General features: G+C 33.9%; 15 protein-coding genes, 1 pseudogene and 1 riboswitch. Of the genes and pseudogenes, 3 read left to right on the forward strand and 13 right to left on the reverse strand.

From position 1 onward, the window contains the following. Nucleotides 1-199: 199 nt before the first annotated feature. From ACH6CY_RS03590 to ACH6CY_RS03600, 3 genes are all read right to left on the reverse strand, one after another. Nucleotides 200-952 carry a 3-oxoacyl-ACP reductase gene (locus ACH6CY_RS03590; RefSeq protein ID WP_374065886.1) on the reverse strand — a complete coding sequence of 251 codons (753 nt, stop codon included), beginning with the start codon at nt 950-952 and terminating at the stop codon, nt 200-202. A 116-nt stretch (nt 953-1,068) separates the two neighbouring features. After that, nucleotides 1,069-1,169, reverse strand: a riboswitch (TPP riboswitch). A 234-nt stretch (nt 1,170-1,403) separates the two neighbouring features. Next, entirely contained in the window at nt 1,404-2,498 is a 1,095-nt protein-coding gene (locus ACH6CY_RS03595) for an SGNH/GDSL hydrolase family protein (RefSeq protein WP_374065888.1), read from the reverse strand. Between the two features lie 113 nt (nt 2,499-2,611). Continuing rightward, nucleotides 2,612-3,178 (reverse strand): DUF4256 domain-containing protein, encoded by a 567-nt coding sequence (locus tag ACH6CY_RS03600; protein WP_374065889.1) that lies wholly within the window; start codon nt 3,176-3,178, stop codon nt 2,612-2,614. A gap of 287 nt (nt 3,179-3,465) precedes the next feature. Between ACH6CY_RS03600 and ACH6CY_RS03605 the strand changes: the two genes are divergently transcribed. Together ACH6CY_RS03605 and ACH6CY_RS03610 are read left to right on the forward strand one after the other, a co-directional pair. After that, nucleotides 3,466-3,993: a sigma-70 family RNA polymerase sigma factor gene (locus tag ACH6CY_RS03605; protein ID WP_374065890.1), complete on the forward strand. Its 528-nt coding sequence runs from the start codon at nt 3,466-3,468 to the stop codon at nt 3,991-3,993. A 96-nt stretch (nt 3,994-4,089) separates the two neighbouring features. Beyond that, nucleotides 4,090-4,602, forward strand: a complete 513-nt coding sequence (locus ACH6CY_RS03610; RefSeq protein ID WP_374065891.1) for a competence protein ComK — start codon at nt 4,090-4,092, stop codon at nt 4,600-4,602. Between the two features lie 350 nt (nt 4,603-4,952). On the opposite strand, the gene ACH6CY_RS03615 is transcribed toward ACH6CY_RS03610, so the two are convergent. The 10 genes from ACH6CY_RS03615 to ACH6CY_RS03660 all read right to left on the reverse strand — a co-directional run bounded on the left by ACH6CY_RS03615 (nt 4,953) and on the right by ACH6CY_RS03660 (nt 14,524). Next, nucleotides 4,953-5,789, reverse strand: coding sequence for a YitT family protein (locus ACH6CY_RS03615; protein ID WP_374065892.1), 837 nt, complete (start codon nt 5,787-5,789; stop codon nt 4,953-4,955). A 25-nt stretch (nt 5,790-5,814) separates the two neighbouring features. Further along, complete coding sequence (locus ACH6CY_RS03620; RefSeq protein WP_374065893.1) at nt 5,815-7,734, reverse strand: BglG family transcription antiterminator; 1,920 nt, start codon at nt 7,732-7,734, stop codon at nt 5,815-5,817. Nucleotides 7,735-7,919: 185 nt separating this feature from the next. Continuing rightward, a complete protein-coding gene (locus ACH6CY_RS03625; protein WP_374065894.1) occupies nt 7,920-8,738 on the reverse strand; it encodes a PTS system mannose/fructose/sorbose family transporter subunit IID in 819 nt (272 codons plus the stop codon). Next, the gene (locus ACH6CY_RS03630; protein ID WP_374065895.1) at nt 8,731-9,510 is read right to left on the reverse strand and encodes a PTS mannose/fructose/sorbose/N-acetylgalactosamine transporter subunit IIC; all 780 of its coding nucleotides are present in this window, start codon (nt 9,508-9,510) and stop codon (nt 8,731-8,733) included. The genes ACH6CY_RS03625 and ACH6CY_RS03630 overlap by 8 nt, the downstream gene beginning before the upstream one ends. A gap of 24 nt (nt 9,511-9,534) precedes the next feature. Beyond that, the gene (locus ACH6CY_RS03635) at nt 9,535-10,020 is read right to left on the reverse strand and encodes a PTS sugar transporter subunit IIB (protein WP_374065896.1); all 486 of its coding nucleotides are present in this window, start codon (nt 10,018-10,020) and stop codon (nt 9,535-9,537) included. 24 nt (nt 10,021-10,044) lie between these two features. Beyond that, the gene (locus ACH6CY_RS03640) at nt 10,045-10,470 is read right to left on the reverse strand and encodes a PTS sugar transporter subunit IIA (RefSeq protein WP_374065897.1); all 426 of its coding nucleotides are present in this window, start codon (nt 10,468-10,470) and stop codon (nt 10,045-10,047) included. 18 nt (nt 10,471-10,488) lie between these two features. After that, a complete protein-coding gene (locus tag ACH6CY_RS03645; RefSeq protein ID WP_374065898.1) occupies nt 10,489-11,547 on the reverse strand; it encodes an SIS domain-containing protein in 1,059 nt (352 codons plus the stop codon). A gap of 1,276 nt (nt 11,548-12,823) precedes the next feature. After that, nucleotides 12,824-13,261 (reverse strand): SMI1/KNR4 family protein, encoded by a 438-nt coding sequence (locus ACH6CY_RS03650; protein ID WP_374065899.1) that lies wholly within the window; start codon nt 13,259-13,261, stop codon nt 12,824-12,826. 18 nt (nt 13,262-13,279) lie between these two features. After that, nucleotides 13,280-14,203 (reverse strand): HNH endonuclease, encoded by a 924-nt coding sequence (locus ACH6CY_RS03655; RefSeq protein ID WP_374065900.1) that lies wholly within the window; start codon nt 14,201-14,203, stop codon nt 13,280-13,282. A gap of 195 nt (nt 14,204-14,398) precedes the next feature. Beyond that, nucleotides 14,399-14,524, reverse strand: a complete 126-nt coding sequence (locus ACH6CY_RS03660; protein WP_374065901.1) for a hypothetical protein — start codon at nt 14,522-14,524, stop codon at nt 14,399-14,401. Nucleotides 14,525-14,888: 364 nt separating this feature from the next. On the opposite strand from ACH6CY_RS03660, the pseudogene ACH6CY_RS03665 reads away from it, so the two are divergent. After that, nucleotides 14,889-15,079, forward strand: a pseudogene (locus tag ACH6CY_RS03665) (IS3 family transposase); the annotation flags it as partial.

Here is a 15,079-nt window from a genome sequence, read left to right on the forward strand (position 1 = left end):
TTGGCTATTAGTCTTCTATACTGATTAAATATCGGTATTGGTTAGGCTATATAGGCAGACGTTTGAGAGAAGAAACTATGGATTCGTAATATAGTCCAATTTAATCATTTTCCTTAAAGGTGCTTTTCGTCTGTCATTATATCTTTATAAATTAAAAAACAATTGTCTAGTATACGCCACCTTTCAAGGGGTTAAGCTACTAGTTCATTGTCAAACCACCATCTACTGTGAAATTCTGACCTGTAATACCGTTTGCATATTCCGAAGATAGATAGACGACCAGATTTGCCACATCTTGAGGTGTAGTTACCTTCTTTAATGGTGTTGATTGAGCAATCAAATCGAATACTTCTGGTGTTGTAACAGCACTAGCATTTGTTGTTTTTAATAATCCACCTGAAACAACATTTGCTTTTATACCATATCCCCCTAATTCAGAAGCAATATTACGAGTAAAGCCGATTAATCCAGCTTTTGCTGTTGTATATTCATGATAAGGTACAACAGGGTTTTGATATAAATTAGTACCTATACTAATAATACTTCCATTGTGTCGCTCAATAAATTGAGGTGCGACACTTTGAACTACATTAAATGCTGCTTTTAATGTCCCATCTATTTGTTTTTGGTAATCATCCCAAGTGAGTTCTGTAAAAGGTTTCTGTTTGTTTGGATCAAATTTAAAATTTACTAATGCATTGTTGACGACAACATCTATTTGACCAAAATAGTCGGTTGCCTTTTTTATCAATTCATCTACTTCTTTACGATTTGTCACATCAGCTCGAATTGCAATAGCATTCTCTTCACCAATCTCTGAAACGAGCTTCTCAGCAGCATCTTTACTTTTATAGTAATTGATAACCACTTGAAATCCTTGTTGTGCCAAAGTTTTTACAATAGTTGCCCCTAAACCTCTACTACTACCGGTTACTAATACTGTTCTAGTCATCATACCCACCTCTATATTTTTATTTTGATAAAACAAAAAAATACGCAACCTTTTCATAGGAAAATTGCGTAAAACAAATAACTACATGTATATATAGAGTTCGCTCTTTAAGTATGTAATTAGGTTCTACACTTTCCTACGCTAGTGTTAGCTAGTTCAGGTTCAAAGGGTTTGAGGTAATACTCATCTCAGTTAAATAACACCCCTAGTGCGTACTATTAAATTATATTACATGTTATCGTTTTTAGAAATTTAAGTCAACGAATTATGTTTTATTAGCATAATTCGTTGACTTAGTTAGTTTAAAATTAACATGCGTTTTAACATAATTTACTTATTGATCCTGCTCAAAATCACATGACAAATACTGCTTCTACTCTTACCCTTAGACCACTTTGGATCCCTAATGTCCTATTTTTTAGACAAAAGTGATATGCATGTCCAGACACATTTATTTTGTGATAAGTGATTTTATTTGTATTGTTTTTCCGGATTCTCTAACAAATATTTGAGCGATATGTTCGCCTTTTTTCAATTCATCTGTGATTAACAGGTGGATTGCTCCTTTTGGTAGATTATTCAAATCATATTGTTGCACATATTCGCCATCTAAATAAACCTCCATTACACCACCCGTATTATTTAGATGTAATGCTAGTAAATCACCAGTAAATTCATAGCGAATCGAATGATTTATTGTACTAGATGAGTAATAATCATCCACTAAAACAAATCCATCTGATTCCTTTGGTGTATTAATAGAACGAAAATCATCATGCTTGGTCAACTGATGTAATGGATCGATACGTGCATAAGTGATTGTTTTATTGTTGATAACATTTTCATTAATCGTGTTAAAAATCGATTCAGCATATAAATTATATCCTTCTTCGTTAGGGATTCCCTCTTCAGTTGTTATTTGCGCAATAGACTTCCCAGTAGTATCAAACACTTCCTCACCATCAATGGAAAAAACGCCATAATAATCAGATGTTTTTTCAATAGCATTTACATACTTCTCATTATTCTTTAAGCCATTTTCAATAAATGTAAAGACTTCTGCTCGAGGTTGATCAGCAATTACTCGATTAAGTAGGGTTTCATAATTTTTTTCGAATTGCTCTAGCGTTAAACGATCGATATCATGTTTGCCAAAAACGATCATTACTAAATCCTGTTCTATTTCTTTCTTTCCCTTCTCGTACATAAATAACCCATCGAACACATCTGCCCCTTGTTTCGTAATTTGATGTTGATACACTTTATTATTGTATTTCTTTTCTATTCGACTACTTATTTGCTGTTGCAATGTTTCTTCCTCATCTAAACCATTCCCAATGACCATGAAATGAATTTTCTTCTCATTGATTAGTTTCGTATAAAAATCTCTATTTTCTTGCTCTGATTGGTGCACTCTTTGCTCCATCTTCTTCTGCGCTTGCTTACTTATTGTTTTCAATTTTTGATTGTATTGTAAACTACCATAAACTATTAGGCCAACAAAAATAACACTTGCAAATAAAATGAAAATTACTTTCTTGGACATAACCATTTCCCCAGTCTTTATTATATTTACATCAATTAAAATATATCTATGTCCCTTTTAAGAAAAGACTTTATTTATTGTGCTTTTTGAAAAAGCGATCTCTAAAAGTCTACTTACACTCGTAGTAAGCCACGGAATCCTCTTGCAGCGTAGTAAGATTCCGCTCCATTGTGGTATACAAAAACTCTTTCATAACGACGATCACAGAAAAGTGCCCCGCCAAGCTTTCTAATACTCGCAGGTGTTTGTATCCAACTCGATGTTTTTCTATCAACTTTTTCAAGCTCCTGAAGCTTTCGATACTGTTCTTCTGTTAAAAGTTCAATCCCCATCGTAGTTACCAGCTCTATTGCATTATTTTTCGGTTTATATTTCTTTCTTGATTCCAGTGCTTCACGATCATAACAAAAACTTCTACGACCTTTAGGGCTTTCCTCTGAGCAATCATAGAAATTATATTCATCCTTCTTCTTATTATACTCTAACACATCGGGCTCACCACCCGTTATTTCCATTTGATGTAATGACCACATTTTTTCCTCATTCATCTTGAGTTTTGCATCTACGCTACTCCATTTTAAATTTTTATGTCGGTCCATGTTATTTTCAAAACGTGTTTTCAAAATAGTCAATAATTCTTCACGCTGTACTAACGACAATTGTTTATGATTCATATGCATTACTCTCCTCTTTTTCCATTAAAGATGATAAGATTTTATCCATTTTTAAAACTTTATATAGAGATGATCGAATGTGACAAAAGGCTGCCCCATTTTGGGCAAATTTATAAAAACATAGTTCAAGTTTCAATTTTACATTTGTATCCTCTATTTTTAATGCAACTTCCTCTTATTTTAAGATCTATTTTCTTACTTACCGATTCTGTTCGTTTTGCAATATTTAACTATGCTTGCTTTACCGGCGGAATAACAAAACCAAGGTACCTTTGGAAGGAATGGGCGAATAGATGCGAAATAAGGAAATGTCATTTGAGCAATTACTGTCTGATTTTGAACCGATGATTTTTCACCTTCTCTATAAATATGGCATACGTGATGCAGAAAAGGAATTTTATCAAGAGGGAATCATCGCACTATGGCGAGCTTGGCAAACATATGATCAAGAAAAAGGGAAATTTTCTAGTTATGCATACTTTTCCATTCAAAAATCATTTTTCACATTACTGAGAAAAGAAAAATCCGTTCAAAAAAGAAAAGAGAAATATGCTGCGCTCACAGATATAAACAGTCTTGTGTACTACAACCAGTTACCCTTTGACCCATATTTATTAGCAGCAATTCAGCAAAAATTAACAGCCAATCAAATGAAATGGTTTAACGGGTATATCATTCATCGACAAACGATAAAACAAATCGCACACCAAGAAAACGTAACCGAGAATGCAGTGAAAAATTGGGCTCGCTTAGCCAAGCCAAAAATAAAACAAATACTAGAGGAAAAGACAGATAGCAACTTTCCAAAAATAGAAAAATAGTTTTGATCCTAATTCCATACTAGCACTAAAGTTCCTAGCTTTTCCACATGAAGTATTGGAAAATTAAGTGAAGTAATACAGATTCTGTCCATTCACATGATCAAACAAAATTGTAAAGGACGTGTGACCATGCTAATTGAAGATCAGTATATCATTTCGAAAAAAACGTTGGCAATTATACCTGCATCAGCTATCGATTATCATGCTATGGCACTCGAAACAAGTAAAACTACTTATGTTAAACAAACACCATTAGAAATTATTCAACATAATTGTATAAATAGAGGTGCAACCTTTCACGGAAGGCGAGTTGCCTCACAACAATTACTAGGAAAGAAACAAAAAGTACCTATTTTAATGAGTGAACGACCTGTTAGATATGTGTTTCCAACTCAATCGCCAAATAACTTTCACTGTAGTTGGATTATTGCTAATCACGTATTTACTATTGAATCGTATAAAAGTGAACATGCAACGATATTACAAACAACAATATACTTCAAATCCAAACAAACACTTCATTTAATGGAATCAACTTATCAAATAAAACAACAATACCAGCAAGTATTAGCATTACATCAAGCACTTAAAAATAATCTATTTCATTGATGCACTATTAAAAAATACATGTTATGCACAAAACATGTATATGGATAATATGATTTACTTTTGTCCAAATTATCCATAAAAAACGCTTTTTATCATGCAATCTAAACCAATTTGTTTAGTTTCAGATCAAACTATTGTAGCCAAAATATATTTTGATGACATGCTAAATTAAGGAATAGCTGTGTAGAAAAAGTGATCTTGACCTTGCGTCTATTCCTTAGGAGCGTTTATCTCACAGAACCAAACTACGTATCACTTATTCACATCAGCGCTCTTTTTAGTGTCATCCCCTCCACGAACTGGAGAACATAAAGAAAACGAGACAAGAGGGCTAAGCTCCCCTTGTCTCGTTATACAATGGCTTTAAATCCTTTACGAATAACTTCTTGAACTTGATGAACAGTAACATATGCCGTACTGTCAATATCTCGAATCCGTTTTTTTAATTTGGCAAGCTCTTGTCTGTTAATCACAAGATAGAGTACTTTTTTGTTGTCTCCTGTATAGCCACCATATCCATCTAAAACTGTAAATCCACGAGACATTTTGTGAATTATCGTATCGGCAATTTCGTCCGCTTGGTCAGACATAATAAATACAGCAACCCTTTCATCTAATCCCTCGATAAAGTAATCAATCACTTTCGCTCCAATATATACAGATATTAGTGTGTACATCCCTTTATCAACCCCTATGACAAACAAGGAGCCAGCCACTACAACAATATCAATCAAAAGCATCGCATTTCCAATAGTCATTCCTAGATATTCATTTGCTATTCTGGCAAGCACAGTCGATCCACCATTCGTACCGCCTGAGCGAAAAATTAACCCCAGGCCAATCCCTACTAATAAACCTGCAAAGATAGCGGATAATAACGTATCATCTGTTAGCATGCGCCCGTAATCTTCGGTAACATATAAAAAAATTGATGAGGTAATGATAGAAAATATCGTATAATACAATGCTCTTTTTTCAAAAAAACGATAGCCTATCCCTACAAGAATGACATTTAACACGAAATTCACTACCCCGGTTGACCAGCCGAACAAATAATGCATAACTGCAGTTACCCCAATAACACCACCTTCAGATAGCATATTTGGAATCATGTAAAAATTAACAGCAATAGCAAAGATTATTCCTCCAGCAATAATTAATAATAGATCTGTTATTGTTTTTTTCATAAAAGCATCCCTTGTCTTTCTGTTTTTAATAATTTTGCATATCCATTAAAAAGGAGTCATAATCTTTATGATTAATTAATCGACTAACTTTTTCTTTATCTTGTGTCCATTTTGAAAACATATCACATAGAATAGGCAGATGATGATCACCGTCTCGCTTCGTCTTAATAAGAAATAATACTTTAATAATATCTTTGTCCCAAATAATTGGTTTTTTTAGTACAGCAATATAACAAATCGGTTTTCTACAGATCTTATAAAGATCTTGCAAATGAACGATATTGTTTCCTATTTCATGAGAGATAAAGGGCGTATTTATTTTGGTTTTTTTCTCAATAATACCTAACCCTTGTAATTCTTGCATTATATTTTTTAAAATACTTCGTTTGTCCGTACCTTCTAATTGAAAGTTTGCATAAGCAGGTTTAAAATATCTTTCCATATCTAGTTGAAAAAGGTCAAGTCTATTTACTAATTGCTTAATTTTTTCAATATAATTCCCTTTTTCAATCGCAACTTGTGGAATAGCCCTTGATAGTCTGTGCTTGTAAGAAGACACCAGCACATCGATATCATTCATTTGCTCCATTGCTTCATCTAAGGAGTCATAGTTGATTAACTCATAATTATTTTCCGAGAAGTTCTCCTTTAATTCATTAATATACATAATCGTCTCTGCACGACCACGACCACTAATCAAACAAATAGTTATCTTTTTTTCTTTTCTCAAATTACGTAACGCAACATTAAAATAGAGGGCAAGATAGCCGAATTCCTCTAAACTTATCTCGATTTGATAATGATCTTCAATCACCTTCACTGCAGAGATAGTAACTTTAGTAGCAAAAAGATACTTTTGCAGATTTTCATGAACGACCGGATTTCTTAACACAATTCGATGGTTCACTCTTTTAATCATTTGAAGAATGTGTAAGGGAAGATATTCATTAAGTACAGGATCGTTTGAAATATCGATATCAAAATTACTTTTAATTTCTGCATATACATCTTGCAATACACGATGCACTTCTGCTAACATCATTGGTTCTGTATCCGTTGATTGAAGCAATTGCTTGCTTTCTAAATGCATGGCAATATAATAAATATCGCTTTTAGCTAGATTTGTTTTAAATACTTGGTTAATGGTGTCACAGAGCTTTTTACTCGCAAGATAAATCGTTGGATATGTCTCATTAATTTCCTTTTCATATTCTGATGAAATTTCTATAGTATGACCAGCATTGCTTCTAAAAATTGAAATTAATGCATGGATCGCTATATTTTTTAATGAAAAATCAGACAAAGATATACTATATTGATCACAAATCGTTCGCAATAGTTCTTCAACAAACGGAATCATCGTATGTTTGAGATCATACAATTTCTCCTCTAATTCGTTACTATTTTCAAACGTCGTTTTGTTGTGAAAGAAATATTCAGCAAAACAAATACGCTTATCCAATTCATCGCCCTTTATCGTAATCCCATAGTTTGCTTTAGAAACACAATGCAAGTGATATTTGGATAAAATTCGTTTTACTTCAGGCATATCCTGATTTAAGGTAGAACGGCTAATAAACATCTTTTCTGCTAGATGATCTAATTTGATATAGCCTTTACTTAGTAACAACGCTCGAATAATATAAAATATTCTTTCATAATTATTTCGTTTAAATAAGTTCAATCGTTTAATATCTATTGAAGCTAAACCTTTTGTTAAGAATTCTTTGGAATAATCATCTTTATACCATAAATGATAACCTTTATTAGGACTTGACTTTATTTCTATTCCTTCATTTTTTAGTTTCTTTTTCAACATTGAAATATCATTTTTAACCGTACGAACGGAAGCTTCCACCACTAATGCTAGACTTGAAGCAGTAGTCATTTCTTGTTCCTGTAACTCATTTAAAATAAGTAATTGCCTTCTATTGAAATCTAACATGAGGATAGCCTCCTAAAAAAAATAACTGTAATCATCTGATTATAGTCATTTTATCGTAGGTTTACAGACAGTCAAGTCTTAACCCTAGTAATTGTGCAATTTGTCTTTATTATCATTCGTTTCTTAACTAATCCGTGCATGCAATCGAGTGAACATTAATGGGAGGGGGAAAATCCCCCCACCGATTAAATTAGACCTAGTAATGAGCCACCAATACCTATTGCGATCGTGATTAACAAAATAGTTGTTGGCTTCTTCCCTTTCTTCAATAAATAGAACATGAAGAGCGTATAAAGTAATGGTAATAATAATGGGAAAATTTGATCGATATAATCCTGCATCGGGAGCTTTTCTTCTCCGACCGTAAACACAAGAGCCGATTGTAATTTTACCATTGAGGCGGTCATTGCTCCAATTACCATCAATCCGACAATAGTTGCAGCCTTAGAAATTTTTTGCATAATTCCCGAGCTACTTGCTTTCCCCATAAGTGATGTACCGAATTTATATCCAAACACACCACCATAATAACGGACGAGCATATGGGGTACATTAAATAGTAATAAGAATAGAATAGGACCTAAAATACTCCCTTGTTGTGCTAACGATAATCCAATACCAACTGAAATGACTCTTAACGTTCCCCAAAATAATGAGTCACCGATACCTGCAAATGGTCCCATCAACCCAACTTTTACATTGTTGATAATACTTTTATCGAATTTAGGATTTTCACTTGCTTCTTTTTCAAGCGCTGTTGCTACACCAGTAATAGTTGTTACAACATGTGGTGTCGTATTAAAAATAGCCATGTGACGTTCTAATGCTTCCGCTTGATCTTTCTTATTTTTATAGTAACGCTTAATCGCCGGCCACATACCGATAGAGAAACCCAGTGCCTGTTGTCTTTCGTAATTGTAGGAAGCTTCAAGCATGAAAGAACTCCAGAATATTTCACGCATTAATTTCTTTTCATCTTTGGTCAATTTCTTTTTCTCAGACATCGAATAACTCCTCCTCATCTGTTGTACTCGCTTCTGTCGTTTCCCCTTGCTTTCCCTTCATCTCAAATACAATAACGAATGCAAGAACTACTCCGAATAAAGTAATACCTAGAACTGGTAGGTTCAAATAAGCAAATAAAGCGAAGCCAAGTAAGAAATAAAGCACATTGTTTTTGTTCATCATCGGCAATAGTAGCAATGCAAACCCAACAGCTGGTAATAACCCTCCAGCTACTTCTAATCCATTCTTAATCGCCTCAGGTATATTGTTAATAAATGCTTCTACTGCATTTGAACCAAATAAGATAGCAACAAAAGCGACTACAAAGTACATAGCTGATTGTAGTAAAAGCCCAGCTATATTCAGAGTAATAAGACCTTTAATGTTTGCTTCTTTAGCAAGTCTCATTGCAAAGTCCATAAACCAACTTCTTACGATAAATACAATAACTTTTAATGATTGCGCTAATAAAGCGATTGGTAAAGCGAGTGCTAAAGCTACGTCAGCACCATTTCCACTCATAATTGCAAACGTCGTACCTAGACCTGCTCCGACAAGAACATCTGGTGGAACAGCGCCCCCTACTTGAATAAATCCCATAAATACAAGTTCTAATGTTGCCCCTACTAAAATACCTGTTTGTAAATCTCCCAATGCTGCCCCGACAATCGTTGATACAACAATTGGTCGAATAACCATCGGTGTTCCGAGCATTTTTTCAACAAACCATAGAATGGCTAAAATTAAACCAACAATAATTGCTGTTTGCATAGGTGTTTCCCCTCCGCTTCAAATTTAGAAAGATAATTTCTTTTTTAAATCGTTATAGTTTTTAGCATTTTCATTAGGAACCTGACGAACCTCAATTTCAATTCCTTTTTCTTGAATTTTATCTAGATATGCAATATCTTCTTTTGATACATACACGGCAGGAGATAATAACACCTTATCGTCATACTTTTGCATACCTCCTACGTTTAAAACAGGCTCTTCCTTAATTTGTTCCAATAACTCATATGCTGATTTTGGATTAGAACAAATTACAAATACTTTCATCGATTGCAGTTTTGGATTCTCTACTAATTTTGCTGCCTCATCAACGGAACGAATAGCTAATCTAACTCCATCAGGATTGCTTGTTTTCAAAGCCATTTTTCGTATGTCGTCATTTGCTGCATTATCATCTGCGATTACAATCGCTTCATAAGATAGTGCAGATCTCCAACTATAGGCAACTTGTCCATGTAGTAAGCGATCATCAATTCTTAGTTTTACTATCATTGTCTATCTCCTCCTTGTTTTCATTTATAGATCAAAATCATCATCCGCGTTTTCCTTCATTTTATTGATTTCACCATTCGCGAAAATAATTTGTTCTCTTGACGTATTTACAATTTCTTTAAGTTTTTCCTCATTAATCTGATCTTCACCTAACATAACCACTTCCAATAACACTGGAAGATTTACCCCTGAAATAAGATATACATTTTCTCTATTTAAATAACCAAGTGTTGTTTGGTTGACACTCCCACCGAAGATATCGGTAAAAACAATTAATGTATCTTGCTCATCTAGCTTCGTTATAAATGCTTCTAATTTTTCATTAAAGGGCGTTTCATCTGTGTATGCATTGATGAAATGTAAATTTTCTTGTTCACCTAGAATTAAATTAGTGGAAGAAACAATTCCTTCTGCAAACCTCGCATGCGTTGCTACTAAAATTTTCTTCATATCAATACCCCCCCTCGTTTACAATGTTTTATTAATATAATCTGTTACTTGTGGGTAAATCCCTTTCGTTAAATCTCTTCCCTTGTCTGTCGCTAACTGATAAGCCAGCACTTGGAAGAAAGTAATGTATTCTAATGCATGGAACGATTTACTCACAGATTGTATACGAAAATCAGCTTTACTTGTATCACCTATCACATAACAAGGTGCAATCTCTTCAGATATGAAAGTTGCTATTTTACTTGCCTTTTCATCATCCTCACCTGCTCTGCTAAGAATGAAATAACCAATCGTACTATCAAAGGCGTTTTGTGGGCCATGAATCAGTTCTTCTAATTCAAAACTATTTGTGAAAACAGGTAGCATCTCCATGAATTTGATATCTGCTTCCTGTGCTACTGGCCATAAATCATTTGTTCCGGCAAATAAAAAATTCGCTTTTCGCATCAGTTGATATTTATGCTTGTCATACCATGCCAAAGTATGTTGCGTAATAGCCGATAAATTATTCGCCGTCGCTAAAAAATCATCTGCATATTTCTCTACATCATAATCTGAAATATTTTTATTTAAACGAGCAAGACAAATGAACAGCCAATACAGTGTTGCACATGTTGCAGAATACCCTAGTGTTCTATAGATATACTCCTCATTCTCTGATCCAATTTCAATGGGAATGTTTGCCTCACTAGCTATTGGTGTGTCTAATGTTTCCGTTAGTGAGATTGCTGTCAAGCCTTTTGATTTCACCAACTTTAATGCGTCATAGACGAGCTTTGTTTTTCCTCCTTGTGAAATGAAAATGTATAAGCTATCATTCCGCAATAAATCGTGATTGTAGTAATGAACAAATATATTCGGATAAACAATCTCAATCGGGAAACCGATTACATTTTCCGCAAAGAGCTTTGTTGTGAACGCTGCATTATAAGAAGTGCCAGATGCAATAATCACAATTTTTTTATAAGTAGTATCCGCTTTCAAATTATCTTGAAGTTTACTTTCTAGCATGTCTTTATTACTTATGATTTTCTTTAACTGAACAGGAATTCGTTCAATTGTATCCATCATACTCATTAAATCACTCCTTTGCTGTTTATGTTTTTATAATAAAGGCATCGAAGGTTTTTATCCATATTTGATTTTGCACGAATAATCATGCAAAAAAATACGTAATGCAAGCATGTGGCATTGATGATTGGGAGAACAGGAGGAAGGTACTCGATGGATTCTTGATCTTCCTAATATAAAAATAAGAAGATTAGTTACCTGTATAACAAACAGCCCCATCTCTCACCAACCTTGTTTCTCCAAAACATTTTTCTACCATATTGACAACTAAGGCATGCCACTACTTTTCTCATAAAAAAACGCTTATCCAACTCGCCGATAAATACACACATGGCAAGAGATTAAGTCGATTGGAATTGTTCGATATAGTACTATAGTTCGTGGTATTCCCTCCTTGCACCTTAGAAAATCAGTAAGAGGGAAAAAATGAAAAATACTGCATTCAAGCAATTTTATGGAAAATATATAATAAAAAAAAAAGGAAAGCTATGGGGATGTCTTTTGATAGGCAACTACATCATTTGCATCACTTGCAACCGCATATTCCACTAATTCCTTCATTTCTAAAAATATGTATCAAGTTTAAGTCTTGTTCTTAACAGTATACTTTAATTTCATCTTCTTAATAATTCAAGCTGTATTCAATTCTTGCTTGACCTTGAGTTGAGACTCGTATATACCTAACAACGTTCAAATTTCTCACCCTCTCGTTACGAAAATTAAAATTTATGTAACGCTTTTTAAACGAATAGCGAGTATTATACGACCATCTCTAATAAAAATACAACCCGATTTTATCTGCCCTGACGCTAAACTAGTTACCTTATTATGTAACCTACCTTTTATCGCCACAAGCTTTGTCATTCTCATTAGTTTTTTAGCCATTCCCTGTCATAACTACCCCTGCCATGTAAAGTGTCATCTCGCCTGTTTATCTTATTATTTTCACAAACAAAGTACTAAAACAGAATGCCTTGACGGTACTACCTTCATGAGCTATGAATTTCAGTAAAGTATCATTCATTTTATCAAATGCATAAATATCTCATAAAAAACACCTGTTACCTAGATAGGCAATCAAGTACTTTATTTTAATTCTATAAAGTAATTCATTACTAATTCTATCTGTAAACTCACGAGCCTGCTTAATTTCGTAAGATTTTGGTTTGTTCCCTGCAACAATAAATCGTATGTTTAAAATGTCGTCTCGACTAATTATCATTCGTATTTATATTATTATGAAAAGTTCAGCCCTTTAAATGTAGCTTTCTATAAGTATCCATTATTCTGATTCATATAAGTTCTTAAAGAACCCAGTAAAACTATCTGCAAGGATAAACATATTGTCCATTTCGTCTTCGGGTTCTATATCATGAATCCAAAAATATACTTTTCCCTGATACTCTCCACTAACTCCTAATAAAATCTCATTTCCTCCAGGGTCATTACCAATTGAAATAAAATTTTCTGGTATTTCTCCTTCTAATACCTCAAAAACTTTACCTAAATTACTTTTCATATCACCAATCCCATAAAACTTATTGACTAAACTCTCTCCTTCATTATCAGAGATTTTAAAGTTAGATTCTTGAGGAAATCCTCCATTGTATTCTAGTAGAAAATCAACATATTGCTTAGGTAGCGTAACTTCATACTCTTGTTCAAATTGTTTTATATGCTGTAAAGAAACTTTTGGATTTACACTAAGCATTTTTGTCATACTCTCACTCCTATATCATTACTTATTTTTCCCATTAACCTTTGATTGACCACCAATGTGCCTAAACTCTCTGTGGATATCTTCATCTACTAGCATCATTGTTTTTCCATCTTCATGATGATGCCACGTATAACCGTCTGGCGGCCTTCTAATATCTATTATTCGTGGATCGGTATCTTTTGTAAGTCTAGCTGCTTTGTTTGCATTTTCAAAATCTTTCGGATTATTTTTAGGAGAATGAACTCCTATTTTTACAGGCTTAACATTTGGATGCATAAAAGGTGTAAAATTTGGATAACCATTCGGGTAGCTTACTGATGCTCCAGACTTGTTAGTATAAGTCCAAGTACCATTATTTTCGATGGAGATACTTCCACCTTTTTCATACCACTTTTCAGGTATTGGAGAGTTCATTGGTTTAATCTCCAATATCTCTTTAGTGAAATCTTCTATTTTTAACTTATTACCATTACCCGTACCCTTAGTAACTTTCGCAAAGCTCGTGTGTATCTCTTGTTGTACGTGAGTATCACGCATCGCGTTGATGGGTAAGCGTGGGCCTCCTGCCGTCGCAACATCCGTTTGTAAAACAAGTCCGTTAAACCAACGATCGACGAAGGATCTTGCCGATTGCGTGTTTCGAACGACGCGTTCATGTGCTTTTTTAGTGATATCTTTGGTAACAGCCTTAGATGCAGGTGTCAGTTCTATCGCCGTAGGAAGGATCCCTGCTAAACCGAGTGATAAGCTTGCTTGCCGTTGACTCGTAGTGAGCTCATTGCCTAACATATCTTTTCCAGTTAAATACTCAGAAAAACCATTAGCGGAAATTAATCCATATATACCATATTCGGTGTTTTTTATGACTTGTAAGCTTTTTGTTGTTTTATACATATCGAATGCCGTAAGACTAGCAACCGCATATTCCACTAATTCCTTCATTACTAAAAATACGGATCAAATTCGAGTCTTGTTCTATACGGTATACTTTAATTTCATCTTCTTAATATTTCAAGCTGTATTCATCTCTTGTTTGTTCTTAAGTGGTGACTTGTATATACCCAACAACGTTCAAATTTTCACCCTCCCGTTACAAAATTAAAATTTATGTAACGCTTTTTAAACGAATAGCGAGTATTATACGACCATCTCTAATAAAATACAACCCAATTTTATCTGCCCTGACGCTAAACTAGTTACCTTCTTACGCAACCTACCTTTTATCGCTACGAGCTTTGTCATTCTCATTAGTTTTTTAGCCATTCCCTGTCATAACTACCCCTGCCATGTAAAATGTCATTTCGCCTGTCTATCTTATTATTTTCACAAACAAAGTATTAAACAGAATGCCTTGAAGGTACTACCTTCATGAGCTATGAATTTCAGTAAAGTATCATTCATTTTATCAAATGCATAAATATCTCATAAAAAACACCTGTTACCTAGATAGGCAATCTGAACTAACCTAAATTAGTGAAACAATATAAAACACCTCCAAAATGGTAATACTTTAAACAAGTATATTTATCGGAGGTGTTTTTGCGTGGGTAAAAACGTATATACAAGTGAAATTAAATGGGCAGTTGTAAGAGAAAAACTTGAAGGTAATTTAACTACAAGAGAAATTATGAGTAAGTATGGAATTAAAAACAAATCACAAGTGGACACATGGATGAGATGGTATAAGAAGGGAGAAATCTACCGGTTTGATCAACCAATTGGTAAACAATATACATTTGGACACGGTCCTGCGTTTTCAAGTGAGGATGAACGAATTAATAATCAAATTACTCATCTAACAATGGAGAATGAGATATT

The sequence above is a fragment of the Paraliobacillus sp. JSM ZJ581 genome, from assembly GCF_044383835.1.
In the GTDB taxonomy this organism is placed as follows: domain Bacteria; phylum Bacillota; class Bacilli; order Bacillales; family Amphibacillaceae; genus Paraliobacillus.